General features: G+C 35.6%; 31 protein-coding genes. 21 read left to right on the top strand and 10 right to left on the bottom strand.

The genetic code is table 11. The features are described from left to right. The first annotated feature begins 121 nt into the window (after positions 1-121). The 4 genes from sirA to BLE01S_RS07185 all read left to right on the top strand — a co-directional run bounded on the left by sirA (position 122) and on the right by BLE01S_RS07185 (position 2,795). Complete coding sequence (gene sirA / locus BLE01S_RS07200) at positions 122-559, top strand: sporulation inhibitor of replication protein SirA (protein ID WP_066139040.1); 438 nt, start codon at positions 122-124, stop codon at positions 557-559. Between the two features lie 77 nt (positions 560-636). Further along, positions 637-852 (top strand): YneF family protein, encoded by a 216-nt coding sequence (locus BLE01S_RS07195; RefSeq protein ID WP_066139036.1) that lies wholly within the window; start codon positions 637-639, stop codon positions 850-852. A 317-nt stretch (positions 853-1,169) separates the two neighbouring features. After that, entirely contained in the window at positions 1,170-1,793 is a 624-nt protein-coding gene (locus BLE01S_RS07190) for a zinc dependent phospholipase C family protein (protein ID WP_066139034.1), read from the top strand. A gap of 573 nt (positions 1,794-2,366) precedes the next feature. Beyond that, the gene (locus BLE01S_RS07185) at positions 2,367-2,795 is read left to right on the top strand and encodes a DnaD domain protein (protein WP_066139030.1); all 429 of its coding nucleotides are present in this window, start codon (positions 2,367-2,369) and stop codon (positions 2,793-2,795) included. Between the two features lie 343 nt (positions 2,796-3,138). Here BLE01S_RS07185 and BLE01S_RS07180 read toward each other — a convergent pair whose 3' ends face one another. After that, positions 3,139-3,759: a hypothetical protein gene (locus BLE01S_RS07180; RefSeq protein WP_231955817.1), complete on the bottom strand. Its 621-nt coding sequence runs from the start codon at positions 3,757-3,759 to the stop codon at positions 3,139-3,141. Positions 3,760-4,140: 381 nt separating this feature from the next. Here BLE01S_RS07180 and BLE01S_RS07175 point away from each other — a divergent pair, with 381 nt between their 5' ends. Together BLE01S_RS07175 and BLE01S_RS07170 are read left to right on the top strand one after the other, a co-directional pair. Beyond that, positions 4,141-4,368 (top strand): hypothetical protein, encoded by a 228-nt coding sequence (locus tag BLE01S_RS07175; RefSeq protein WP_145981928.1) that lies wholly within the window; start codon positions 4,141-4,143, stop codon positions 4,366-4,368. 321 nt (positions 4,369-4,689) lie between these two features. Continuing rightward, on the top strand, positions 4,690-5,400 hold the full coding sequence (locus BLE01S_RS07170; RefSeq protein WP_066139026.1) for a cytochrome c biogenesis CcdA family protein: 711 nt from the start codon (positions 4,690-4,692) through the stop codon (positions 5,398-5,400). A 76-nt stretch (positions 5,401-5,476) separates the two neighbouring features. Here BLE01S_RS07170 and crcB (BLE01S_RS07165) read toward each other — a convergent pair whose 3' ends face one another. Genes crcB (BLE01S_RS07165) through BLE01S_RS07155 form a run of 3 tightly spaced genes read right to left on the bottom strand, consistent with a single transcriptional unit; the run spans position 5,477 to position 6,710 of the window. Further along, positions 5,477-5,842 (bottom strand): fluoride efflux transporter CrcB, encoded by a 366-nt coding sequence (crcB, locus tag BLE01S_RS07165; protein ID WP_066139021.1) that lies wholly within the window; start codon positions 5,840-5,842, stop codon positions 5,477-5,479. Then, positions 5,839-6,228, bottom strand: coding sequence for a fluoride efflux transporter CrcB (gene crcB / locus BLE01S_RS07160; protein ID WP_066139019.1), 390 nt, complete (start codon positions 6,226-6,228; stop codon positions 5,839-5,841). The genes crcB (BLE01S_RS07165) and crcB (BLE01S_RS07160) overlap by 4 nt, the downstream gene beginning before the upstream one ends. Positions 6,229-6,281: 53 nt before the next feature. Next, complete coding sequence (locus BLE01S_RS07155) at positions 6,282-6,710, bottom strand: DUF2621 domain-containing protein (protein WP_066139016.1); 429 nt, start codon at positions 6,708-6,710, stop codon at positions 6,282-6,284. A gap of 218 nt (positions 6,711-6,928) precedes the next feature. Between BLE01S_RS07155 and BLE01S_RS07150 the strand changes: the two genes are divergently transcribed. The 6 genes from BLE01S_RS07150 to BLE01S_RS07125 all read left to right on the top strand — a co-directional run bounded on the left by BLE01S_RS07150 (position 6,929) and on the right by BLE01S_RS07125 (position 12,267). Then, entirely contained in the window at positions 6,929-7,132 is a 204-nt protein-coding gene (locus BLE01S_RS07150) for a DUF1659 domain-containing protein (RefSeq protein ID WP_231955816.1), read from the top strand. Positions 7,133-7,166: 34 nt separating this feature from the next. Next, positions 7,167-7,385: a DUF2922 domain-containing protein gene (locus BLE01S_RS07145; RefSeq protein ID WP_066139011.1), complete on the top strand. Its 219-nt coding sequence runs from the start codon at positions 7,167-7,169 to the stop codon at positions 7,383-7,385. Positions 7,386-7,445: 60 nt separating this feature from the next. Beyond that, the gene (locus tag BLE01S_RS07140; RefSeq protein ID WP_066139008.1) at positions 7,446-7,589 is read left to right on the top strand and encodes a YvrJ family protein; all 144 of its coding nucleotides are present in this window, start codon (positions 7,446-7,448) and stop codon (positions 7,587-7,589) included. 178 nt (positions 7,590-7,767) lie between these two features. After that, a complete protein-coding gene (locus BLE01S_RS07135) occupies positions 7,768-8,907 on the top strand; it encodes an exonuclease SbcCD subunit D (RefSeq protein ID WP_066139006.1) in 1,140 nt (379 codons plus the stop codon). After that, entirely contained in the window at positions 8,904-12,038 is a 3,135-nt protein-coding gene (locus BLE01S_RS07130; protein WP_066139004.1) for an AAA family ATPase, read from the top strand. Before BLE01S_RS07135 ends, BLE01S_RS07130 begins: the two co-directional genes overlap by 4 nt. Before the next feature lie 43 nt (positions 12,039-12,081). Continuing rightward, positions 12,082-12,267, top strand: coding sequence for a hypothetical protein (locus BLE01S_RS07125; RefSeq protein ID WP_066139002.1), 186 nt, complete (start codon positions 12,082-12,084; stop codon positions 12,265-12,267). Between the two features lie 583 nt (positions 12,268-12,850). On the opposite strand, the gene BLE01S_RS07120 is transcribed toward BLE01S_RS07125, so the two are convergent. Beyond that, entirely contained in the window at positions 12,851-13,057 is a 207-nt protein-coding gene (locus tag BLE01S_RS07120; protein ID WP_066138998.1) for a hypothetical protein, read from the bottom strand. A gap of 304 nt (positions 13,058-13,361) precedes the next feature. Between BLE01S_RS07120 and BLE01S_RS07115 the strand changes: the two genes are divergently transcribed. Both BLE01S_RS07115 and BLE01S_RS07110 read left to right on the top strand, forming a co-directional pair. Beyond that, positions 13,362-14,513, top strand: coding sequence for an MFS transporter (locus tag BLE01S_RS07115; protein ID WP_066140994.1), 1,152 nt, complete (start codon positions 13,362-13,364; stop codon positions 14,511-14,513). 168 nt (positions 14,514-14,681) lie between these two features. Next, positions 14,682-15,437 (top strand): 3D domain-containing protein, encoded by a 756-nt coding sequence (locus BLE01S_RS07110; RefSeq protein WP_066138995.1) that lies wholly within the window; start codon positions 14,682-14,684, stop codon positions 15,435-15,437. 83 nt (positions 15,438-15,520) lie between these two features. On the opposite strand, the gene BLE01S_RS07105 is transcribed toward BLE01S_RS07110, so the two are convergent. The 4 genes from BLE01S_RS07105 to BLE01S_RS07090 are packed head-to-tail and all read right to left on the bottom strand — an operon-like array spanning position 15,521 to position 19,690. Further along, positions 15,521-15,724 (bottom strand): CLC_0170 family protein, encoded by a 204-nt coding sequence (locus BLE01S_RS07105; protein ID WP_066138991.1) that lies wholly within the window; start codon positions 15,722-15,724, stop codon positions 15,521-15,523. A gap of 22 nt (positions 15,725-15,746) precedes the next feature. Continuing rightward, positions 15,747-16,961: a Ger(x)C family spore germination protein gene (locus BLE01S_RS07100; protein WP_066138989.1), complete on the bottom strand. Its 1,215-nt coding sequence runs from the start codon at positions 16,959-16,961 to the stop codon at positions 15,747-15,749. Between the two features lies 1 nt (position 16,962). After that, entirely contained in the window at positions 16,963-18,066 is a 1,104-nt protein-coding gene (locus tag BLE01S_RS07095) for a GerAB/ArcD/ProY family transporter (RefSeq protein ID WP_066138987.1), read from the bottom strand. After that, positions 18,014-19,690, bottom strand: coding sequence for a spore germination protein (locus BLE01S_RS07090; RefSeq protein WP_066138983.1), 1,677 nt, complete (start codon positions 19,688-19,690; stop codon positions 18,014-18,016). Before BLE01S_RS07090 ends, BLE01S_RS07095 begins: the two co-directional genes overlap by 53 nt. A gap of 221 nt (positions 19,691-19,911) precedes the next feature. Here BLE01S_RS07090 and BLE01S_RS07085 point away from each other — a divergent pair, with 221 nt between their 5' ends. The 3 genes from BLE01S_RS07085 (at position 19,912) to BLE01S_RS07075 (ending at position 22,005) form a co-directional block, all read left to right on the top strand. Then, on the top strand, positions 19,912-20,334 hold the full coding sequence (locus tag BLE01S_RS07085; RefSeq protein ID WP_082788609.1) for a general stress protein: 423 nt from the start codon (positions 19,912-19,914) through the stop codon (positions 20,332-20,334). 156 nt (positions 20,335-20,490) lie between these two features. Beyond that, entirely contained in the window at positions 20,491-21,312 is an 822-nt protein-coding gene (locus BLE01S_RS07080) for an STAS domain-containing protein (RefSeq protein WP_066138977.1), read from the top strand. Between the two features lie 72 nt (positions 21,313-21,384). Beyond that, complete coding sequence (locus BLE01S_RS07075; RefSeq protein ID WP_066138974.1) at positions 21,385-22,005, top strand: lytic transglycosylase domain-containing protein; 621 nt, start codon at positions 21,385-21,387, stop codon at positions 22,003-22,005. Between the two features lie 56 nt (positions 22,006-22,061). Here the strand turns inward: BLE01S_RS07075 and BLE01S_RS07070 are convergent, their stop codons facing one another. Next, on the bottom strand, positions 22,062-22,325 hold the full coding sequence (locus BLE01S_RS07070) for a GlsB/YeaQ/YmgE family stress response membrane protein (RefSeq protein WP_066138970.1): 264 nt from the start codon (positions 22,323-22,325) through the stop codon (positions 22,062-22,064). A 313-nt stretch (positions 22,326-22,638) separates the two neighbouring features. Between BLE01S_RS07070 and BLE01S_RS21085 the strand changes: the two genes are divergently transcribed. The 4 genes from BLE01S_RS21085 to acnA all read left to right on the top strand — a co-directional run bounded on the left by BLE01S_RS21085 (position 22,639) and on the right by acnA (position 26,125). Then, positions 22,639-22,782, top strand: a complete 144-nt coding sequence (locus BLE01S_RS21085; protein ID WP_231955815.1) for a thermonuclease family protein — start codon at positions 22,639-22,641, stop codon at positions 22,780-22,782. Positions 22,783-22,844: 62 nt separating this feature from the next. Further along, complete coding sequence (locus BLE01S_RS21080) at positions 22,845-23,087, top strand: hypothetical protein (RefSeq protein WP_066138968.1); 243 nt, start codon at positions 22,845-22,847, stop codon at positions 23,085-23,087. Between the two features lie 12 nt (positions 23,088-23,099). Continuing rightward, positions 23,100-23,159 carry a sunset domain-containing protein gene (locus tag BLE01S_RS21475; protein ID WP_432806472.1) on the top strand — a complete coding sequence of 20 codons (60 nt, stop codon included), beginning with the start codon at positions 23,100-23,102 and terminating at the stop codon, positions 23,157-23,159. Positions 23,160-23,407: 248 nt separating this feature from the next. After that, complete coding sequence (acnA, locus tag BLE01S_RS07060) at positions 23,408-26,125, top strand: aconitate hydratase AcnA (protein WP_066138965.1); 2,718 nt, start codon at positions 23,408-23,410, stop codon at positions 26,123-26,125. The last annotated feature ends 71 nt before the right edge of the window (positions 26,126-26,196 follow it).

Here is a 26,196-nt window from a genome sequence, read left to right as displayed (position 1 = left end):
TATGAATTGTTTATAGAAGTATAAATGTAAAGAGTGAGTAACTATCAAATATCCTAGAATGCCTATAATAGTTAAAAATATTCCTATTAATGATAGAAAAGCCGGCTAAGGAGTGAAATCAATGCGCACTTATTTCATTTATTTAATAGAAGATGAAGTTGCAGATTATTTTTATGGTCGGGAAATTAAATTCTATGAGTTGTTTGCTGCTAAATGTAAAGTCCAAGGTGAACTACAAGAAATTATAAAGAAACAAATTCAATTTATAACTAAACCTTTACCGTATTTAGAACTTCATCATCATTTGTCTTCTTCTGTTCAAAAAAGAGAAATGAAAATTAAAGGGAAAACTTATTATATAGGTGCCCCTAAAGCGGATAAACGAGCGGAGTTGCTTATCGGAAAGCGTTGCCTTGAACTTCATGCGCTCGGGGATTTTGAGTCAGAATCGGTTTTCTTTGAAGTATTACGCAAATTTGATGGTCGATTTTTAGCTGTAGATATCGAAAATAATCGATATGGATGGATTAAAGCTGTTAAAGAGAGGAAGTTTGTATGAAATAATGGTGGATTATTGTATAATATATTGGGGTTTAATAAACTGAACTGTAGACAACATGAAGGAGGAAATTCAATATGCTTTGGCAATTCATTTTAACGGGTGTACTTGCACTACTTGCTGGTGTTGCGTTAGGGTTTTTCGTTGCCCGTAAATATATGATGACATATTTAAAGAAAAATCCACCAATTAATGAACAAATGCTAAAAATGATGATGATGCAAATGGGACAAAAACCATCGCAAAAGAAAATCAATCAAATGATGCAGGCAATGAACAAACAAATGAAATAAGGATTTGCGCTATCATTGAGGTTGAAGGGGGATTTAGTGGAAAATCCCGTCGATATTTCTTTATTTGATTGATTTTCCTATACGCATTTACAAAAAGTCACTTCTCTGATGAAAAATCAATTAGGGAGGTGATTTTTTGTTGTTATTATCTTTACAAGGTTTCAATCTCTAATCCAAATCAAGCACTGAAATGCCCACCCAACTGTTAGCTAGATGGTTATTGAGTGTTGCCTGTTCTCAATAAAAACTAGCTATGATAAACTCATGTTATCATAACTTTTCAGATTGTTGAAAAAACGATGAAAGGGTGAAGAATAATGGGTTCGAGAATAATGCACTCAATTATTGGTAATAAAATTGCAGTAGCTTTATCCATAGAGGACAAAACATCATTTTTACTTGGAAGCGTAGCTCCTGACGCTGTTTTTTCACATGAAGAAAAAAACTTATCACATTTCTTTGTAGGTGAAGTACAAGATTATTCTAGATGTGTTGATTATAAAGGATTTTTACATAAATATAGTTCGCAAGTAGAAAGCAATAATTATTATATATTGGGATATTTTGCACATTTAATTGCTGATGATATATGGCTAAGAGGTTTTAATCTATCTTGGCTAAGGAACAGGATGGTAGCTGATGAAGGATTATATAAGTTATACCATAATGATTTTCGATTATTAAATGGAAGATTATTAGAACACTATGGTATTACAGAAGAATTGAGAAACACGTTTAGTCATTTTCCTGCAATTATAGACTTGGAAGAGGTTAAGACCAAAGAAATTAAAAAATTGGTTCCTTATGTATTAGGTGATATGGATTATGATAAGGAAGTTTTAAATGAAGAGCTTAATGTTTTTACGTTTAATCAGATAATTGGTTATATAGAGACATCAGTTGATGTAGGGGTATTGAAAATAAGATCTATACTTACTTAAATAGAATTATAAATATTTTCTTCAGTCAAAGGTGGCTTTAATGGAATTAAAGTAAAATGTAGTTGGTCAGTAAGTAGCGAATTATAGATAAAAAATTACGGCTTATATCATAACTATTATTTCATTTTTGTATAATTAGAATTGACAAGTTTCGACAAAGGAGGGTGTTCATAAAACGGAAGAAAAGGAGATTCCTTATGGATAAACAAACGTCGAACAGAATTTATATACAGTATTTAATATTGATATATTAATGATAGAGACACAAACCTTCATTTCCCGAATTGCATATACAGCAAGAGTAACAGATGTATTAAAAACATTGGCCTTTTTATACGGTATTGATTCAATTCAATGAAACAACCTGTTAATGCTTTTCTTACGGAATCTGATAAGTAACATAGATACATTAAGGAAGGAATGTAGGAGGTACTTAAAGTTTTCACAAGCAAATCAATCAGTTAGTTCTCCTCAGAAAAGACAGAAAATAATCAAGAAGAGAGGACTAAGCGTCCAAAGAATAGACAGGACGAATTAGTCTTATATTTCGAAAATAATTCGCCTGTCCAGGTATTGCGAGATATAAGCGATGGTGCAGAACCATCTTCTCAAGATGTACAAATAATAGAAAACATTTTAATACAGCAAAAATTGCCATGTTCAGTTTTGAATGTATTATTGCACTATGTTTTATTAAAAACGAATATGAATTTAAACAAAAACTATATAGAGAAAATAGCAGCTCATTGGGCTAGAAAAAAGGTAGGCTCAGCGAAAGATGCTATGTTGTTAGCCAAGCAAGAGAATAAGAAGTATAAAGAAATAAACGAAGTAAGGAAAGTAAGGAAAGTAAGGAATGTATCTGAATCAAGTAACACGAATGTTATCGACATGCCAAACGGAAAGGCACTTAAGTTAATAAACTTAACTCGTCACGTGGGATTCCACAGTGATGATGAAACAATTGGTTACTTGTTAAATGAAGCATATCAACAATTGTAGATACAAAAATAAGAAGCGAACAGCACCTCTATGACTATAAAATTGTAGTAGTTTATGCAAACAATAATGTACTCTTGAGGATTTAATGAACACTAAAGAGTTTTAGGACATAGTTAGAGAACTTTTTTGAAACATTAAGTTTGAAAAGAAATCATTTCATTACTTGTTTGCACGGTATCCAGTGTATATGAGATCCTATTTTCTTCTTAGTTTTATAATTAAATTTCAGTTTGTGCTATAGGGAGATAATGTTTGTGGATGAATTAAGAAAAGAGTTACACCATATAATAAACTTTATGGAAAAAGCCTCTCCTTAGTAAATGGAAAGGCTAATTTGTCAACTTTATTTTAAATTGAAGAAAACTTTATTACCTACCCAAGAGTCATATTCCATTTTGGCTTCTTCTCCAGCCTTAACTAGCCCAGATATATAACCTTCTTTTTCATTCCCTTTATACATTTCAAAGGAAAAGTCAGGATCAGTAGTTCCAATAATGTCACCACTGTATATATCTCCACTTTCGCTTACAAATTTAAAGTTCATAATCCCATCAATCGTAAAAGGATAATCTTCAGTTTCGGATTCTACAACCTTAACCTTCGCATTAACTAACAGCCATTCATAACCTTCAGGAGCTTTTTCATTAAATTCATTCATTTCTTTTAATTTTTGCTGTGCTTCTGCTCCGCGAACAACTTCTTCAACAGACAGGTCAACTTTAGTTTTATATTCATTCGATTCTTCATCATAAGTGACAGTATCAATTGAGGCAATTTCATTTATCTTTATAGGATTCGAACGGGTACCAACTTTAGGCTCTTTTTTGTTATCCTCTTTTTGTATTTGTGCTGTATCATCAGATTTCTCTTTAGTTGAAATATCACTTTCCCCACCACATGCAGTAAGGAGCATTGCTGATAATGCACTAACTGATAAAAACTTTGCGAATTTAATTAATTTCAAAACAAACCCTCCAGTAATTAGTATCTATGACAATAATACCATTTCACTGTTAATCTTGCCATGATTTATAGCTAATCTTCTTCCGTTCTATATAAAAAAGCAAACTTTATACCTATTAGAATAGCCGAAACATTTATCAGCACTCTTTATCTACCAATGTATAAGCTAATTCGGAATAAAAATAACAGATTTTTCAAAGATAACGGAAGAGAATGTTTATTATCGCCATGCTGGTTCCATTTTGGGGATGTTCTTGAACACTTAATTAATCCTACAGAGGTACTTAATAAGATCAAACCAATATTATATCGTGGGTTGCGTGTTAGCTAGTATTACACATATAGGACATATATCTATTATTTAAGGATTATTGGTTGGAATATGGACCTATACCGATGCAGTTTGTTAGATAAAACACATTATCGCTTTATTACTCGAAAAGAGATTATTCAACTTTTTCTATCAAGCGGTTATGTAGTGGAACAAATACAGATCATTCCATATTCTAATCCTCGATACGATAAGTTAATAGGAGCACTTGAACCAATAAATAAAAACTTTGAAATTAGCACAGATCATTTTAAGAATGAAGCTTCTGCTTATCAATAAGTAGTTATGGCGAAATTGAGTGGCCAGTAGGGGGTGCCTTTTGAACGAGAAGAAGGTTTGCTTTATTTAGAGTGTATACAGCATATTAATAATTTTCATGTACTTGCAAACGTGCATGGCGAAATTCTACCTATACTCTTTTGCGAATAAACATTAGGTCTAGAAAATATGCTTTGCGTCCGCGAAATAGAGGGAAGACTAACCCTATATTTACTTAATATGCCTATTTTCTACTCGCCACAAAAGATTCACATCTGTAACACGCGTCTTCTCTCTCTATTTTTGATAGAATGGAGTCAAACGATACAGGAGTTGTGATAAATGACAGGAGATATAAATTTATTTTTAGCACTTGGTGCTGGATTCTTAAGCTTCATATCACCGTGTGTGCTACCGTTGTACCCAGCATTCTTGTCATATATTACCGGAATGTCTGTTTCTGATCTAAAAAATGAAAATGCGATGTTTAAGCGACGTAGTATGCTTCATACGCTCTATTTCCTAATAGGTTTTTCCAGTATCTTCATTGCATTAGGGTTTGGGTCATCTTTTATAGGAAATCTATTTCAAGATTATCAAAGTTTAATCCGACAAATTGGGGCCATATTTATTGTGTTATTTGGATTGATTGTCGTTGGTCTTTTGTCACCCGAATTTCTAATGAAAGAGCGGAAGTTCGAATTTAAAAATCGTCCAGCTGGATTTATTGGTTCCATCCTTATAGGAATGGCTTTTGCGGCTGGCTGGACACCGTGTACCGGACCTATTCTTATGGCAGTATTAGGTTTAGCAGCAGCAAATCCTGGATCAGGCGTAATATATATGTCAGCTTACGCTATAGGTTTCGCTATCCCATTCTTCATTTTGTCATTCTTTATTAGTAGAATGAATTGGATTCGTAAGCATAATGTTAAAATTATGAAAATTGGTGGGACCATTATGATATTAATGGGTGTACTCCTCTTTTTTGATGGATTAACATTAATTATTAGCCTGTTTTCTACTTTCTTCGGTGATTTCCAAGGATTTTAGGAATGATCACTTAAGAAAATACATAATTAAAAACGAACACACAAAAGCAGCAACTCTATGTTGAGATGCTGCTTTTTCACATATTCAATAAAAGCTTGCCTATGATCATTCCGATAAACGCTAAAATAACTCCACCTATTACACTTATCAGTATGTACATAATTACATTTCTCCAATTATTCTCTTTTGCCAAGGTCATATTTTCTACCACGAATGTAGAAAAGGTAGTAAATGAACCTAAAAAGCCAATACCAAAAAAAAGTTTCGTTTCTGCATGTAGATGCAAAGCTAGGACGATTCCAAGCAGGAAAGAGCCGATTAAATTAACAGTTAAGGTTGCCGAATAGGTAGGCAGTTTAGTGAATGCGCGAAACATATTTGCAGTCCAGTAACGTGAAATAGCCCCTAAAAAACCACCAATTGCAATTAGAAAGATTGTCATGAACGCACCCCTCTATTACTTGACGGTTTTGCTCCCAAATAATAACCGTAGAATGCTAATAATAAACCCAATAAAATACTACTTGAAACATAGATTAGTGCGAGAAAATAATGTTCGTTTTGAAATAGCATAACTATTTCTGTGCTAAAAGTAGAAAAAGTTGTAAAAGAACCAATCATACCAGTACCGATGCAAACAGTAATTATAGGTGAGATTTTATTCGTTTGCGTAGTCAAACCAGTTAACAATCCTAGTAATAAAGAACCGATTAAATTAACAAGAAATGTTCCAATGGGGACATTCATCAGATTTAAAGTGATATTTCCGACAAAATACCGTAACACACTACCAACCATTCCTCCTAAGCCAACAGCTAAATACTTCATATGGATCATCCTTCCCGTAAAGAAACAAAGAAACTCCCAATCTGATGTGGGAGTTATTCAAATAAATGTTCATAAGGTGCAACATCAATATTTAATTGATCGAGTTTTTTGCGAAGAAACTTATGGTCACGCTTTGGTGTAGCGATAATATAACCTCTGATTACCAAATCTAACTCAATTTTTTTCACTCTTTCTTTAAGTGCAAGTTCACCTATTTTTCCAGCTATTTTCTGTCTAGCCACATCACGGAAAAGTTCCGGTACTGGGCTTACTAGTTCGTCTAGCAAATGATCTTGTTCAGGTGTCCATAAACGTTTTGATTTTTCAACGTAAAACTCTTCCCAATCCATATCGGATTTCCCATCTTGTTTAGGGAGTTTCTTTAAAAACTTTCTGAACATGAAAAAGCCACCGATTGCAAATAGTGATATGAGTACTACTACCCAAAATAATATAAACCATAAAAACCAACCATCTAGCATATCTCTCACCCCTAATAAATAACCGTAGATCATTAATATCTATTATAGCCAATTTGAAAAGCTACTGACAAGTATACGGCAGTACGTCTAAGATTATTAACTTACTAAGTTCACTAGATTGTCTTCATTTTCACATTTTAATAATTGGGGTGTCTAAAAATGGATGTCACGTCTATAAAGAAGGTGAAAGGAGGTGAGCAACATGGCTGAAGCCATACTTGAAAGGGACAAAGCTTAAACTTGTTTTTGATTATGGATTGGACAGTGAGAATAAACCTGTTTACAAAAGCAAGACATTTAACAATGTGCGTCGGAATGCTAGCAATGATGAGTTATATCAGGCTGCACAGGCGATTGGATCACTATCTATGCACCCGTTATGGGAGATAGAAAAGAATGATAGTTTTAATATTGATGAATAAGTTATTGAATCATACAAAAAGATGAGGTGATATTATGAAAACGCTGGAGCTAATTTTTGAAACAGCTGAAGGAAAAACAGCTAGGATATCTATTGATAATCCTCAAGATCAGCTTGATGCTGAGCAAGTGAAAACGGCGATGGAAAGTATGATTTCTGCCAATGTCTTTACCGATAGTAACGGTGATTCCTATGAGTCTTATAAAGGTGCTCGTTTAATTGAAAGAAGTGTAACTGAATTAGAAATTAATTAAATAGATAAGGGCTTGTCTCGTAGGGACAAGTCCTTATCACTTTCGAAAGGTGTGAGAAATGTGGAGCAAATTTTACCGTTCATAAGCGAAGTAGGTTTTCCAGTAGTCGTGACGTTTTATTTATTGTATCGAATTGAAACGAAACTTGAGGCTGTTATACAATCCATTCAAAGCTTACCTGGGCGGATGGAAAGAGTGAAATGAATATAAAAATTAGTCTGTAGTTATTACTGCAGGCTATTTTTTTGTGAAAATCGGATAGAGAAATAGAAGCAAAAAACCAATTTATTTCTGGAAGCTTCGACGCTCGTTAGTTTTTTTAGATTGAAAGGAATCCATTTGCTATAATAAGAATAATAGATACATAGACGGGGTGAACTTAATGAAATTTATTCATACTGCTGATTGGCATTTAGGCAAACTTGTTCATGGAGTGTACATGACAAATGAACAAAGGTCTCTACTTCATCAGTTTGTAACGTTAGTAGAGGAAGAGAAGCCTGATGCTGTTATTATAGCAGGCGATTTATATGATCGTTCTGTACCGTCGACGGATGCGGTGGAACTATTAGAAGAAACACTTTATAAAATTAATGTGGAACTCCAAACACCTATTCTAGCTATATCAGGTAATCATGATAGTGCAGAGCGACTTTCTTTTGGTTCTTCATGGTATCGACATAGTGATTTACATATCCATGGCAAAATGGAGGATTGTTTTAAACCGGTTCAATTAAATGGAGTGAATTTTTATTTAATACCATACGCAGAGCCTGGTATTATTCGAGAATGGTTCGATGATCGAACAGTTACATCCCATGATGATGCGATGAAACGGATCGTAAACGAGATAGAAGCTACATTAAATCCTAATGAACCTAATGTTTTTGTTGGCCATGCATTTGTATTGGGCGGGAAAACGAGTGATTCAGAGCGCACTTTATCTGTAGGAGGAAGCGGATGTGTGTCTGCTGATAATTTTGCACCCTTTTCATACACTGCTTTAGGTCATTTGCATAGCCCTGATGCTATCCGTCATGAGAAAATCCGTTATTCTGGCTCATTAATGAAATACTCATTTTCAGAAGTGAATCAAAGAAAGAGTGTCTCGATTATTGAAATGAATAATAATGGATTTTTTGAAATCGAGGAAAGAATATTACAACCGGAGCAAGATATGAGAGAAATCACTGGATTTATCGATGAATTACTCGATCCTAGCTTTTATCAAAGTCAAAAGTTAGATGATTATTTAAAAGTAGTGCTTCTTGATGAAGGAGCGTTAATAGACCCTGTAAATAAATTAAGGGAAGTTTATCCTAATATATTGCATTTGGAAAAGAAAATTGATCAAACAGATTTAAGAAAAAAATACGAATTCTTCTCTAGTAATGAGAGAAAATCAGAACTAGAACTATTTAAAGAATTTTATGGTGAGATGACTACAAGAGAATTTACAGATAAAAAGCACCATTTAATAGCAGAAATGATTGATCATGTGAAGCAGGGGGTGAACAAATGAAGCCCATAAAATTGACGATGCAAGCATTCGGGCCATACGCAGGTAAAGAAGTAATCGACTTTTCGCAACTCGGTAATAGAACAATGTTCGTTATTTCCGGAAAAACTGGTGCCGGAAAAACGACGATCTTTGATGGAATTAGTTTTGCTATTTATGGAAGGGCTAGTGGAGAAGGTAGAATGGGGCCAGATTTGCGCAGTCAATTTGCGGAGGATGATTTATTGACGGAAGTATCACTGGAATTTTCTCTACGGAATCAGGTTTATTATATATGTCGGTCTCCGCAGCAGGAGAAAAAGAAAGCACGTGGGGATGGCTATACAACGGTCAATGCAAAAGCGGAAATGTATATGCTTGATGAAGATGGAACGCAAAAGTTAATTGCGGCGAATGTAAGGGAAACGGATGAAAAGATTAAAGAAATCATCCAGCTTGATGCTAACCAATTCAGGCAAATTTTAATGATTCCCCAAGGGGACTTTAGAAAATTGCTTACATCAGATAGTAGAGATAAAGAAGTAATCCTCCAACGTTTATTCCATACGGAGTTGTATAAGCAAATTGAAGACAAATTGAGGGAAAAGGCTAGTTTGTTAAAAAAAGAAGTAGAGCTTGGAATGACAGAAAGAACTCGACTTCTAAAAGGAATCTCTACCAATAAAAATACACACTTAGAATTGGAATTAGAGGAAGAAATATTAAATGTGACAGCTGTGTTATCTCTGTTAGAGGAAGTCCAAAAAACATTACAGTCAGATGTAAATGAATTTACTAAGAAAATGAACGAACAGAAAATAGTCCGAGATGAAGCAAAGCGTAAAGCAGATGCCGCAGAAGATGTGATGAAGCAAATGGCCATTCGCGAGCAATTATCTCACAAACACAATGAGTTAAAGGCGAGAGAAAAAGAAATAGAGGAAATGAAATCCAGCGTTGAGCTAGCCCATAAAGCAGCCAATTTGCAACATCAAGAACAGCTATGTCAACGTTTAAAAAAAGAGTTAGATAGCTATAAGGCTAGACTTGAAACAGATATGAATCACTATAATGAAGAAAAGAAAAAGTTAGATATGTCTGAAGCTCGGTTGCGGAAAGAAGAGGAAAAACAAGAACAAAGAGATCAATTAGATAATGACCTCTCAAGACTCATTAATATGCGTGAAGATGTGTATTCATTTTCGCAAAAACAAGCAGAACTTGAACAGATTCAAGTGAAAAAAGAAGATTATCAAAAGAGTATTCTTCATGTAAAAGAGAACTTATCTCAGTTGAAAGATAGATCTGAAAAGCAAAGAAAGTTATTGAAAGACTTTGAACAAGCTCAAATGTTGGCTTTTCAAAATGAAAATAAATTGAGTCAAGTGGAATCCGTGAAGAAACAATTACTTACAGTATCGACAGCTTTGAAAAAGAAAACAGATTTACATAGTGAATTTAAATTAAAAACGAAGTTATTTGAAAAGGCAAAAGAAATATCAGAGGATGCTCACAGAACGCTGGAAAAAATAGAAGATAGTTGGCTTAAAGGACAAGCAGGTCATTTAGCGCAACATCTCGAAGACGGGAAAGCATGTCCAGTTTGTGGCTCAAACCATCATCCAGATTTGGCTAGGGTAACAGAGTCAGATCAATCAGCCGATGATGTCAAAATAGCGAAACTCGCAGTATCCAAAAGTGACCAAGAATTGTTGGAAGCGGAACGTTCATGGATGAAGGTAAAAACAGAATCGGAATTTCATCAAGAGAATACTCAGAAGCTTGTAGACGACTTAACTCAATTGGTCCCGGGATTTACAATTGAAAATATGGATATGTTTATCCAAGATTATGAAAAGAAACATAAAGAAACAGCACAGTTTTTGTTAGAGGCAAACGCCAAAGTGCAGAAAATCCCTGAATTGAATGCGCAAATTTCTACATGTGAAGTGGAGCTGGAAAAGCAGAATAATAAGCTAAATGATATGTTAGATGTTGAAAAGCAATTATCCATTCAATATACAGGAGCGGCAACCATTATCCACACGCTTAGTAGTAAAATCCCCGAAAATATGAGGGGAAAAGAACAGTTTGATAAAGAGGTCGTAAAATTAGAAAAAGAGAAGCGGGTATTACAAGAAGCTTTAGATACAGCGAGAAGAGATCATGTAATGATTAGTGAGAACTTAGCGAGATTGTCGGGAACCATAACCAATTTAGAAATTCATATGAAAGAAAAAGAAAAAGCGATGGATATTGAACGTAATAACTTTTTAAATCAACTTGAAAAGGAAGCATTTGAAACTTATAAAGTGTATCATGCAGCAAAATTAGAGCCGATAGAAATTAAAAAAATAGAAAATGCGATTCGTGCCTATTATGAAGAATATAGATCCATTTCCGATAGGCTTAAAGATTATGAAGAAAGATTGCAAGGGATGGAAAAGCCAGATCTTAATCTATTAAAGAAGTCTTTGGAAAAGGCAGAACAATATTTAACTTTATTGGGCGATCAACATGCGCATTTGATTATGCAGGTTAAGCGGAACGAAGAAATAGCCCATATGGTTAAAAATATAAATGAGGAAATGAAGGCTTTAGAGGAAGAATATGATTTAGTTGGCCATTTATCAGATATTACCCGTGGTCAAAATACGTATAGACTGACATTTGAAAGATTTGTCCTTGCATCATTTCTAGATGGTATTTTAGAAGCAGCTAACTCGAGATTGACAAAAATGACTAGTGGGCGCTATCAACTACTAAGAAAAACGGATCGTTCAAAAGGAAATGTACAAAGTGGTCTTGAACTGCTTATTTTTGATCAATATACTGGTCAAGATCGACATGTAAAAACACTTTCCGGGGGCGAAAGTTTTAAAGCGGCGCTTTCATTAGCATTAGGTTTGGCAGACATCGTGCAACAACATGCAGGGGGAGTTTCCCTAGAAACAATGTTCATTGATGAAGGGTTTGGCACGTTAGATCCTGAATCTTTAGATCACGCAATTGAAGCATTAATGGATATTCAAAGCAGTGGACGACTTGTTGGAATCATTTCTCATGTCCCGGAATTAAAGGAAAGAATTGATGCCCGTCTGGAAGTAACAGCAAACCAATATGGCAGTAAAACCGCGTTTCATTTTACAGGTTAAGGCTGATGGATAGTGAAATGGGCTTATAAGGATGGTGAAATAATTGGAGAAAACCTATTTCATAGCAACACTTGCTTTTGGTTGGTTTATTACACTCGGTTTAGGAGTATTCACGTATTTCGGGTTTCGTTTGGGCTACCCATTGATTGGCATTATGTTCATTGCGATTACTATTGCTTCTGCTGCAATGAATATATTGTTGATCAAAAAGTGGAAAAGAACATTTTAAAATGAAAATACGGCTCATCCAAGCTGATTAAGCAGGCTGAACCGTATTTTTTTATTTCTTATTTTGATTTCTATTATATAAAATAAAACCGACGATGGCGGCAGTAAACAAAATAAACATGACTCCAGCCAGCATTACGGCAATAAATGTCGTCCCCACTCCACTCACCCCTTTATTAACCTAACCATAGCATACGTTGTATCAAAGAATGGAGGAAATATTTGACGAAAATACGAAAAGCGAAGGTTGATAAACTGACGATCACTTAATTCACCGCAATCTGGCCAATATTGCAATAGCAAAAATATAGTAAGAAAGAACAATTTATATAAAGAATAATTTTGTAAAGCTGTTGTTTATAATATAAAAACAGACGTATCAACAATTGAACTTTTCTAGGAACACTGTCATGTTGATGGTGTAAGGGCTGTTTATTTATATCTTGGAAAATGGACTTTAGTAGCTATAAAAACACTTTTAAGTATTAGTTTGTGAATTGAAGCCAAGGAGTTAAAAAACAGATAGTCTGACCTAGAGGTCTTACTATCTGTTTAGAGTGCAGTTTATTATAAGTGTTAGCGTTCTAAGGTCTAAATGATCCTAAAAGCTGCGACAATGCCTTTAAAATGATCGCTGCTGCAAACAGTAATACGACGATGACAACGATGACAATCCCAGTTAGTAAGAGGGGCGATGCGGCGGTTATTAATCCTGGAACGTAAACGATTAACCCAAGGATTGCGTAAGCTGATAAAATACTTGCAAGATACAATACAACATCTTTAGACATAAAATACACCTCCTTGCCTTTAATATATGTACAACCTAAAAAGGGTGTGCAAGGTTGAAATGAAATTGATATAAGCAGCCATCATTCACTAGTAAATTAGCTAGTTAGTTTTGTAAATAATGATCCTACGATAAAATTCCGAGTTCCGAACTAGTTTGCTTGTTTTTTTCATTCTTTCGCTATATCTTTAAGTAATATATAAGTTCACATGTAGTGAGTATTAGATATGATGGAGGAAGTGTAGGTGAAGTCTTTGCAAGGAATAAAACAAACGAATGAACGGCTTTGGACAAAATCATTTACAATGATTGTTATCGCGAACTTGTTCGTGTTTATGAGTTTCCAAATGTTGATTCCAACATTACCGCCATATGTGAAGTCATTAGGGGCTTCTGGATTTGAAATTGGGCTTATTACAGCAATGTTCTCGGTTGGAGCAGTAATCATAAGACCATTTATTGGTTATTTATTGGAGTTTAGCTCCAGAAAAAGTCTTGTATTAATCGGGGCAGCCGCTTTATTAATGATGACCATTATTTATCCGCTTACACAAATAGTTATGCTTCTATTACTCATTCGTATGTTGCATGGCGTTATGTGGGGGTGGTCGACAACTGTAAATGGAACGGCCGCAGTGGATGTAGTGCCTAACTCTAGACTTGGAGAGGGTATGGGGTATTTTGGTCTATCTATAACAATTGGGATGATTATTGCACCAAGTTTGGGTATTTATATTTATCAAAACTATAATTTTTCCGTTATCATTATTATTTCTGCGATACTAGGGACGATAGCATTTATTTTATTATCAATCATTAAGTATCAAACCCCTGAGGCTGTGAAGAATTTGTCTCGCGATGATGTGAAGTTTTCTTTTCTTGGTTCGCTTATTGAAAAATCTAGTTGGTATCCTGCTCTTGTAACTTTATTAGCTACTTTTGGCTATGGAACAATTGTGACATTTATCGTTATTTTTGCAGAAGAGAAAGATATTAAGCAAATATTTCTTTTTTATTTAGTTAATGCGGTGATGGCTACCGTGATTCGGCCAATTACTGGTAGATGGTTTGATCGAAACGGACCGAAAGCATTAGTGATCTATTGTTCTTTATTTACTTTCATTGCAATGTGGGTTTTATCTTATTCTAATTCATGGGTAGGTATTGTCTTTGCGGGTATTTTCTTTGGGATTGGTTATGGATCCTTAATCCCTGCACTACAAGCGTGGGTACTTGCCAAAACTCCTAAATTACGAAGAGGTGTAGCGAACGGAATGTTTTATTCAGCTATTGACCTTGGAATAGGAATGAGTGGACTAATATTTGGCGGTCTCGCTAACTTTGTAGGAATTGGACATTTATTTCAAATTTCCAGCTGTTTTTTTCTGCTAGTTATCATATTTACACTACGAGCAAGTAAGGAAAACCTTGCAATTACTGTCCAAAATAAAGGATGAATATATACTATATGTAATGAGATAGTATATTAATCCTAAATTTCAATTCTCGAATCACTGAAATAAATTTGTAATTAGATGAACATCTCATTGATATTCCATTGCAACATCCTTCTGTTAGTCTAGACATTGTTAGTTTATCACTGCTAACAAAAAAGGAGGATATTAATGAGAAAAACAATCACTGCTATTGCGACGGTAGCAACTTTTACAGGTTTAATGGCTGGGGGAGCGTCCGCGTCTACATATGAGGTCCAACCAGGTGACACGTTATGGAGCATTTCGCAAGAACAGGGCTCAAATGTTGAACAATTACGTACATTAAATGAGCTAACTTCAGATTTGATATTACCTGAACAAAATCTAATCATAGATGAAAATAAGGAAAATGAAAAATATACAGTAACTACAGGTGATACGCTTTGGGGTATAGCGAAAAATTCTGGTATTTCTGTCACAGATTTAAAACAGGTAAACCAGCTAGCTTCAGATGTGATTCATCCAGGTGATCAATTGATCCTACAAAGTGAAAATAATACACCTAAGGCTCAACCTGAAACTGCACCGGCATCAAATGTAAAGAGTGACAGTGCTGATGAGAAAGCACCAGCTTCAACTCAACAGGCAGTAGAGGGCAAGGAAATGACTGTTACAGCTACCGCTTATACTGCATACTGTAATGGATGTTCAGGCGTAACAGCGACCGGACAAGATTTACGTGCTAACCCAGAACAAAAAATAATTGCGGTTGATCCTACAGTAATACCACTTGGAACAAAAGTTCATGTAGAAGGATATGGGAATGCTGTTGCAGGTGATGTAGGGGGAGCAATTAAAGGAAATAAAATAGATATATTTATGCCATCAAGCTCAGATGCAACAAACTTCGGTGTACAGACTGTAAAAGTAACTATATTAGATTAAAAAAATCCGGCTTAAGCAGCCGGATTTTTTTAAGTTTAATTTTCACAATGTCTAGCCCTGAGAAAAGCATAAACTTAGGATAATCACCAAAGCCACTTCTGATATACCCAGTTACCAAGAAACAGGGTACTTGCCAAAACCACATACATCCATCCTAAAAATTTTGCAAACTTATGCTCTTTATTCATTTTATCCTTTTTATATCTTTTCACATCTAGGATTAACATGAACATGCCCGTAACGATCATGAGCCCGATTATATAATATAGATATCCAATATCTAACATATAGGCGACTCCTTTTTATTCTTTATTTCGCTTTCATGCCGACTTGTCGTATATGTGTGTTCATGTCTACATGAACCTCTAAATCTTTATAAACTTTCCGCCAATTTTCCTTTGATTTGATTTTCTTACGCCAATACGTTGGATGTTTAGCTCGAATTTGTTCACCGAAACCGAAGATATCAGATTCTTCCTCCTGCATTTTTCGAATTAGATTATTAAGAGAATTAGTTACATCTTTTGTTGCCTTTTTTTCTATTTGTCGCAGTAGTTTAGAATTATCCAACTTTATTGTATCGTTTTCGTTTTCCACAATTTCACTTTCATATTGTATTTTTATTCGGATGACTGGTTTACCATTTTTTATTGTTGACTTCATTCTTGATTTCCTTCTTACAGCCCGTACTAATACACTTTCCTCGGTACCGGGGACTTTAATGAATGCTCCATATCCACCTTCTGAATATCCAAGGACTGACATGTAACTACCTATTTCAATAGGGTCAATTATTCCTTTCATCTTATCGTCCTTAAAAAAAGAAAGTCCCTTCATTTCAATATTTTGAGATCCCTTTATTTTCAAGTAAGGAAGATAAGCGTCTTGACCTTTACTCGAAAGGCTCCTCCAAAATATTCCAATGTCGCCTTTTGGAAATTTGCCTAAATCGACTGCATTTTTTACCATATATGTAAGATACAATGTTGGCACACGTTCCAATTTTGGTGCTACCTCCATATATTTTGCTGCTTCCTCTTGGGATACGGCCATCCATGCCGTTCGCCGAACTTCAGGTTGTCTGCGTAAATAATCATTAAATCGTTCGATGCCTTCTTTTGCTAATTCCTCACTAATGACAATAATTCTTAAATGCCCTAAAAATAGCTCATCTGCTAACTCTTGCTGTAAATTCAATAATGCATCCTCAAGTGTATGACCGTTTGCTGTAACTACCCAGACTGGTTCTTGTTCCCCACCTCCACCGCCAGATTGAGGTCCTAGGGGAATCCGTCCTGGTACAGAGATCTGAGCAGTCAAACGAATCATCTCTTGATCCGAGTTAGGTAAGGTATTAGGAAAGTGGGTGATATGATCCTCATTTAGACTATCTGAGTCGATTTTATCAATAGCTAGACCTAGCACTGTTGCTCTTTTTTCAATATCTAAACTATCCCAACAGCCAGATAAGAAAGGAATGGTCAACAATATAACACATAGCGAACCAAGCGATTTGCTAAGCATTTCAATCTTCCCCTTTCTTCACGGTTAATTTGCGAAGTTTAGCTATAATTAATAACAAAAAAGGGGACACGATTGTAATTAGAAGTCCAATTTTCCCTACAAAACCAATAATCTGGTACATCTGAAGCGTATTTTCGGGGAGCATAGCAATCACAAAAACAATCGGTAATAAAAAATATGAAAACAATTTATGGTCTTGCAAGCGAAATATTTGTTTTAATGCTTGCACACTAAACATATAACTGGAAAAAATTGTTGTAAAAACTGCTGTTACCCAAACCGCTAAAAACACAACATCTAGGCGCTGTAAAATGTTTCCAGGTAAAGAAGTCGCTCTTGCGAGTTCTAGCGTTGGCCACATAGTCTTTTTCATTTCTTCTGGACCAAAAACTGCAAGCGTTGCTATAACAATCATTATATATAATGCTCCAGATATGAAGATTCCCCAAATAGTTGCTTTCATTGCTTTTTTAGGCTTTTGCATAAAAGGGATGATGATTGTCATAATAAATGCACCTTGAAACAAGGCAGCTATAGTTAGCGTTCCATTGAGGAGCATTCCGGTTGATTCACTTACGAAAATAGGTTGTAAGTATAAAGGATCGGCATTTTTTAATGAAACTGCCACAATAATCAATACTGGTACCAAAATGATAGGAACGTAAAAATTATGAATATAGGCAAATGTATTTATATTGTCCCGAGTAAAAATGGCAGCCAAGAAAAGCATGACAATGACAGTAACTTCAAGGGGGGTTTCTTTTAACACAGCGGTAACCACTACAGCGCCAAATTCTCTTGAAGTGAATCCTGTTAAAGCTAAAAAGAATATAATAATCATCCAGCCATACAGCCGGCCTAACCATTTCCCTAAGATTTTTTCGCTGTAATGAATAATGGATTGGTTAGGAAATTGTATTCCGAGTTTAGTAATCGCCCATAATCCAATAAAAGAAATGATAACCGCTAAAAATGTAATAAAGGGAGCTCCAGTATCAGCAGCTCGAACAGCAATTAGCGGTAGCCGTAATACTCCAACTCCGATAATCGTGCTAATGAGTATGGTCGTCGTCTGCACGAGTGTTATTTCTCGAAGTTGTGTCATCGTCTTGTGCCTCCCATCGCTCAGTGTTATCAATTGCTTGATCCAATGGATTGTTGTTCGTAGTTTTTATATCTTTATTTGTCCCAACACGGATATTGTCGGCAGGATGGAGAAAGGCGGGTCTTCTCGGCATCCATCTAAAAGGAAATCTGACTACTACATCTTTTATCCCTTGAGCATCACCAGGAGAAATGGGGCTCATATATGGAACACCAAATGATTTTAAAGAGAGCATGTGATTAAATATTAATATGATACCTAACATCACACCGTAAAGACCAAAGATTCCTGCAAGTATTGCAAGTGGGAAACGTAACATTCGCAAAGCAAATGAGGCATTGTAAACAGGGGTTGCGAATGATCCAATCGTTGTGATCGCGATTACGACAACTGTAATAGGGCTAGCAAGTCCAGCTGATACTGCAGCATCCCCGATGACTAAAACCCCTACGATTGATAAAGCACCGCCAATTTGCTTAGGCAGGCGAACGGTCGCTTCCCTCAATATCTCCATAGCACCCTCCATTATTAAAACTTCAATAACAGCAGGGAAAGGGACACCCGCTCGGCCTCCAGCAACTGCAACTGCAAATTCAGTAGGGAGCAATTCGGGATTAAAAGAGATAAACGAAACGTATAAAGATGGGATGATCAAGGAGAATACGAGCGCAAACATACGGACCAATCTTGTAAAACTTCCGAGTAAAAAACGAGTGGAGTAATCTTCTGTTGCCTGATAGAACTGATTAAAAACAACAGGCACAAGTAAAGCAAATGGTGATCCGTCGACTAGAACGGCCACTCTACCTTCAATTAAATTTCCGACTGCACTATCTGGACGTTCAGTTAATAGCGTTTGAGGAAAAGGAGAAAAATGGTTATCTTCAATAAACTGTTCCAGATAACCGACATCAAGTATGGCATCCATATCAATCTTTGATAGGCGTTTTTCTACTTCATCGACCAAGGCTTGATTTGTAATGCCTTTCATGTAACAGATAGCTACTTTTGATTTAGTAAGCCGTCCGATTTTCATTGTTTTTACGCAAAAATCAGCAGTTGGTAGTCTATACCGTAACAAACCAATATTTGTGCCTAGGCGTTCAATAAATCCTTCTCTTGGGCCGATGATCACTTGCTCTGTTTCCGGTTGTGTCACTGCTCTTTTTTCTACATAGCGTGTATCGATATGAAGAGCATGTTGTGCATGATGAATGACAATGACTGTCTCACCGGCTAATATTGCTTCCACAAGTTTCGTCAGATCTGTTTCAATTCGCGCTTCGCTATGATAAAGCACTTCGTTTAATAGAACTGTAATAATGTTGTTATTTATTTCTTCTAATTCTTCAAGGTCTGGTGAAACCATAAGCGGTTTTAAAAGATCATTATTGATCACAGTTTGATCAACTAAATTTGAAATATAGAATATGGCAGCTTGATGCTTCCCAAATATGTTAAATTTCCTAATGATGAAATCTTCATTATCTCCCAATAAATCGTTTATAAAGACTAATGAATCTTCCAAATCTCCGTTGATTTCTTTATGATCTTGCTCAGTTAACATTTTACTCGGTGCTTTTTCCATTATTCTCTTGCTGTTTTTTCGTTTCCAAATCGACATATATCTATCCCTCATTGGTAGTAAGACGTACTAATGAACAGTATGTGTAACTTGAAAGCAATTATGTAGGGAAAGGGGTTATTTGACGACTAATGCGGAAGAAATGGTTGAAATAACAAATCATTAAGGAAGATTGTAAAAAAATAAATAAAAAGTAAAGGAGGTACTTTTGTTTCGAAGAAAATAAAATTGGGTAATCTATATCGTATAGAGGAGGGATCATGATGGCTGCAAAAGTGATAGGTGTTTTTGATAGTGAGCGAGAAGTAATTAATGCAATTAAACAATATCAGGCAGACGGCTTAGATCCAAATCATTTTTCCGTTATGGCAAGAGATGAAGAAAAAACCGAATATATTCATGAGAAAACAGATGTGGAAGAGATGGAACCTGTAAACGAAGGAGCATTCGGAATTATTGGAGGCTTTTTAGCAGGCATTGGCGGCGGACTATACGTTCCTGGAATGGCAACTCCTGGTGTAGGTCCTTATATAGCCGCTGGACCTTTAGCCTCTACATTTTCTGGCGGAAGTTATGAAGAATTAAAAAAGATGTTTACTAATCTAGGATTGGATGAACACTCGGCAGATAATTATATTGAAGAATTAAATGAAGGCAAGATTATTCTGTTCTTAGAAGAATAAAAGTTATTTACAGTTGGAGGAACACCGCGATCGTAATTCGTGGTGTTTTATTTATGTTCATTTCATACATTAATGCTTGCGAAATGTATGGAAATTTTCCATACTAGATGTATATCATATTATTTATAGAATTGAAGAAGCTAAAGGAGCAAAGAAATGGAAAAAATTGAACAACAATTACATCAATTTATGAGTGAAAATATATCAAACATGACTACCGAATTGTTTGATAATATTTACTCAAGTGGTGTCGGGGTATACGCGGAACCAAAAAACTCAGAAACATTTGAGAAAATGAGAGAAATGAACTATAAATTTAACCGGGCAGTAACGGAAAGCTTAGTTGGCGAAGAGGCATATCTTAAAGATTGGGCGGATGCCATTGCAGCTAGTCGATCGCAAACAGCAACACCATTGTATGATGTGATCGTTAATTTTTCTATTTTCAGGAGTATTTATTATTCATATATTGAACGCTTTATAGATAATCATGCTATATCTGGGAAAATGGTAATAAGCTGGGTAAAAATCATTAGTAAAAAATTTGATGAAGCGACACAACTTGTTACGAGAGAATATATTCATGAATACGAGCATGTTTTTTCTTCCCAACAAGAAATTATTCTTGAATTGGGTACACCTGTAATCAAAGTAGACGAAGGACTTGGAATTATTCCACTTGTCGGAGAGATTGATACATATAGGGCATCTAAATTAATGGAACATAGTCTTCAGAAAGCTAGTCATATGCATTTAGAAAATGTCATTCTCGATTTGTCTGGTGTACCGGTAATTGATACAATGGTGGCGAATCAAATTTTTCAATTAGGGGAGACTTATAATTTACTGGGAATAGAAATGATTATCACTGGTATTAGACCGGAAATAGCTCAAACTAGCATTAGTCTTGGATTAGACTTTTCTAAGATGAAAACTTTTGCACACCTACATCAAGCAATAAAGCATTTACGTAATTAATTCTTCATCAAATGATGAAAATGACCACCGGATGCGATACCGGCGGTTTTTTGGTGCAAGGAGGAGGTTTATATGAAAAAAACAAGCAAAAAAAGACCGACTACAAATGGTTCTCAATCATCCAGAAAGCGTCTTGTTTTGCTCATGTTCTTTATCCCAATTATTATTTTTATTAGTATTGCCATATATAGCAGCACTGATATTAAACAGCAAGTAAAACAATCTACTATTCCTGCGGAGTTTATCCCTATTTACGAAGCGGCGGAGAAAGAATATGGCGTTCCTGCCTATTTATTAGCAGCACATCATCGAGTGGAAACTATTTTTTCTACAATGGACCCGTTACTATCCCCGGCAGGAGCGGAAGGTCACTTACAATTTATGCCTTGCACTTTTGTTGGTTGGACACACCCGACCTGTGAGGGACTAGGACAAGGGGAAATACCGGAAGAAGAAAAATTAGATCCTGTTGTTATTGAAAAATATGGCGGATATGGTGTTGATGCAAATGGGGATGGTATAGCAGACCCTTATGATATCGAAGATGCTATTTTTAGTGCGGCAAACTTTTTATCCAAGTATGGAGCGGCAGATGGTGATTTAAAATCAGCTGTATATGCTTACAACCATAGTGATAAGTATGTAGACGATGTACTTTATTATGCTAACATTTATAAAGATTTATTGAACTAAAAAAAAACGGAAGCGCTGCTCCCGTTTTTTTCAGATTAGATTATGCTATTTTAGGCTTAACTGTTTCTACGTCCTTTTGCCATAGACCCCAAAATGAGACTTAGTATAAATACTAATACTAATGCACCGATTAAAGCTGGTATAATAGCGATACCAGCAATATCTGGTCCCCAATTTCCGAACACAGCTCCACCTATCCAAGCACCAATGATACCTGCGATAATGTTACCAATAATGCCACCAGGGATATCTTTACCTAAAATCAATCCCGCTAGCCATCCAATTATTCCACCTACGATTAGATATAATATAAAACCCATTTATATCCATCTCCTTTTGAATTTCTTAATTTTCTTGCCTGCTAGTATTATTACCGGATATGCTTAAGGATAAACATTTTTTTAAAGCTGGCTCTTTCCTCGCTAAAAAATCCATTTATATAAAAGAGGAAATGTAAAAAAGGTTGGAGAAAAAATTTTTACTTATATACATTTGCTTAATTGTTTTATTATTAGGATGTTCCTTTGCTAATCATTCAAGTAAAGAAAATAATCTAAGCGCCACGGTTATGCGTACGGTGAATGGTGACTCAATCGAGGTAAGAAGCAAAATGGAGATATTGAAAAAGTAAGGTTGATTTTAATTGATACTTCGGAAACAAAACATTCACGTCTTGGAGTACAGCCCTTTGGGCGAGAAGCAACTGAATTTACTGATGAGCATTTAACTGGCAAAGAGGTTATGTTTGAGCTTGATGTGTCAGAAAGAGATAAATAAGGGAGACTGCTTGCATACATTTGGCTAGATGAATTGAACTTAAATAAAAAGGGTTAGCACGTGTGGCTATTTTTCCACCAGATATTAAATATGTAGATGAGTTTGAAGAAGTGCAAGAGATTGCTCGCTCAAATGAAATTGGTATTTGGTCTATTGAAAACTATGCACATGATAAAGGGTTTGCTACAGCAGAAACAAAGGAAAAAAAGATAGGAAATCTGACAAATGATTGTCAAATCAAAGGAAATATAAATAAAAATCAGGAAAAAATTTATCATCTTCCATCAGGTCAATATTATGATTAAGTGAATCCGGAAATGTGGTTTTGTAGTAAGGAAGAAGCTGAAGCGGCAGGATTTCGAGCAACAAAAAGATAATCAGGTATTATTATCTGAAAATAAACGACAATAAAACCTATATATTTTCTTTATACGTTTTATTTGGTATGATTAAATGTGGAATTTTAATTGTTTAGACTAAATCCGGTTAATAAGTTTTTCTTATTAAAAACCATAACTTTCTCGTTATTTACTTATGTCGTTTCTTGTTATAAAATGAATTGTGAGATTGATTGATTTGTCTAATCAAAATGAATAGTTATGAAGAGTAAAAGAGGGGGATTGGCATGACACAATCTAAAACAGATGTTTTTAATGCACGGACTTCTTTTGATGTCAGCGGTAAACGTTATCATTATTATCGCTTGGCAGCTTTGGAAGAAGCTGGTGTGGCGAAAGTTTCAAACTTGCCTTATTCAATTAAAGTATTACTGGAATCAGTCCTACGTCAAATGGACGGACGCGTTATTACAAAAGAACATGTTGAAAATCTAGCCAAATGGGCTACAGACGAAGTGGTAGATGGAGAAGTTCCATTTAAACCATCTCGTGTTATTCTGCAAGATTTCACTGGGGTTCCTGCTGTAGTAGATCTTGCTTCCCTTAGAAAAGCGATGGCAGATCTAGGTGGAAATGCAGAGAAAATTAATCCTGAGATTCCGGTGGATCTCGTTATTGACCACTCTGTACAAGTAGACACGTACGGCACGCCATCTGCATTGCAAATTAATATGGATTATGAATTTGAACGAAATGCGGAGCGTTACCAATTTTTGAGTTGGGCACAAAAAGCATTCGATAATTATCGTGCTGTACCTCCTGCTACAGGAATCGTCCACCAAGTAAACTTAGAATACTTGGCGAACGTTGTACATGCGATTGAGACACCATCAGGTGATTATGAAGCGTATCCAGATACACTTGTTGGAACAGATTCCCATACAACGATGATTAATGGAATTGGTGTATTGGGCTGGGGTGTTGGTGGAATTGAAGCGGAAGCTGGTATGCTTGGACAGCCATCTTATTTTCCAATCCCAGAAGTGGTTGGTGTGAAACTAACTGGAGAACTACCAAATGCTGCTACAGCAACTGACTTAGCTTTAAAAGTAACACAAGTGCTACGTGCGCATGGCGTTGTAGGCAAATTCGTTGAGTTCTATGGTGAGGGTGTTGCGAGTTTACCACTTGCAGATAGAGCAACGATTGCTAACATGGCCCCTGAATATGGAGCAACATGTGGATTTTTCCCTGTCGATGATGAAGCATTGAATTATTTGCGATTGACAGGTCGTAGTGAAGAGCAAATTAAGTTAGTAGAAGTATACCTAAAAGAAAACGATATGTTCTTTACAACAGATAAAGAAGATCCTGTTTATAAAGATATCGTTGAAATTAACCTATCTGAAATTGAAGCCAATTTATCAGGACCAAAACGTCCTCAAGACTTAATTCCACTATCACAGATGCAAAAGTCTTTCAAAGAAGCGATGCAAGCACCTGTAGGGAACCAAGGTTTTGGACTAGAGCCTGCTGAAATTACAAAAGAAGTAACGGTTAAATTTAATAATGGTGACGAAGCAACGATGAAAACTGGAGCTTTAGCTATTGCAGCAATTACTAGCTGTACAAATACTTCTAATCCATACGTAATGTTGGGTGCTGGATTATTGGCTCAAAAAGCAGTCGAAAAAGGTCTTGAAGTTCCTAAGTATGTGAAAACATCTTTAGCACCAGGCTCAAAAGTTGTTACTGGTTATTTACGCGACTCAGGCTTGATGCAATATTTATCTAAACTTGGCTTTGATCTAGTTGGATATGGCTGTACAACATGTATAGGGAACTCTGGTCCATTAAAAGAAGAAATAGAAGCAGCTATTACGAAGAGTGATTTACTCGTTACATCCATTCTTTCAGGTAACCGAAATTTCGAAGGAAGAATCCATCCACTAGTAAGAGGAAATTATCTTGCATCTCCTCCATTAGTTGTAGCATATGCACTAGCTGGAACAGTGGATATTGACTTAAATAATGAACCACTTGGTAAGGACCAAGATGGTAATGATGTATTTATGAAAGATATTTGGCCTACTAAAGAAGAAATTGTAGAAGTTGTTTCTAAAACTGTTACACCTGAGTTGTTTAGAAAAGAATATGAGCATGTATTTGATGATAATAAACGTTGGAATGATATTAAAACGAGTAATGAACCATTATATACTTGGGATAATGATTCAACATATATTCAAAACCCGCCATTTTTCGAAAATTTATCAACGGAACTTGATACAGTTAAACCTTTATCAGGATTACGTATTGTTGGTAAGTTTGGCGATTCAGTTACAACAGACCATATTTCTCCAGCAGGTGCGATTGGTAAGGATACACCAGCCGGGAAATATTTACTAGAAAATGGCGTACAGCCACGTGACTTTAACTCATATGGTTCTCGTCGAGGAAATCATGAAGTAATGATGCGTGGAACATTCGCCAATATTCGAATTCGTAACCAGATTGCTCCTGGTACTGAAGGTGGTTTTTCTACGTACTGGCCAACTGGAGAAGTAAGTTCAATTTATGATACTTGCATGCGCTATAAAGAAGATAATACGGATCTAGTAGTACTTGCAGGTAAAGATTATGGAATGGGCTCTTCACGTGACTGGGCAGCAAAAGGTACAACTTTGTTAGGCATTAAAACGGTTATTGCAGAAAGCTTTGAGCGGATTCACCGTTCGAATCTTGCATTGATGGGTGTTCTTCCATTACAATTCAAAAAAGGCGAAAATGCCGATGTGCTTGGATTGACTGGCAAAGAAGTATTAAATGTACACATTGATGAAACGATCAAACCTCGTGATATCGTAAAAGTTACTGCAACTGACGAAGATGGTAATAAAAAAGAGTTCGAAGTACTAGTTCGTTTCGACTCAGATGTAGAAATCGACTATTATCGTAATGGCGGAATTTTGCCAATGGTTTTACGTGGAAAGCTTGTCGATTAATTAAAAGGGACACTTTGCTGCATATTGCAGTAAAGTGTTTTTTTATAGAAAAGCAAAAGTATCCGTTTAGC

The organism is Lederbergia lenta NBRC 16444, from assembly GCF_001591545.1.
In the GTDB taxonomy this organism is placed as follows: domain Bacteria; phylum Bacillota; class Bacilli; order Bacillales; family Bacillaceae_C; genus Lederbergia; species Lederbergia lenta.
The sequence above is the reverse complement of the archived record's forward strand: the minus strand, read 5'-3'. Positions and strand labels throughout refer to the sequence as shown.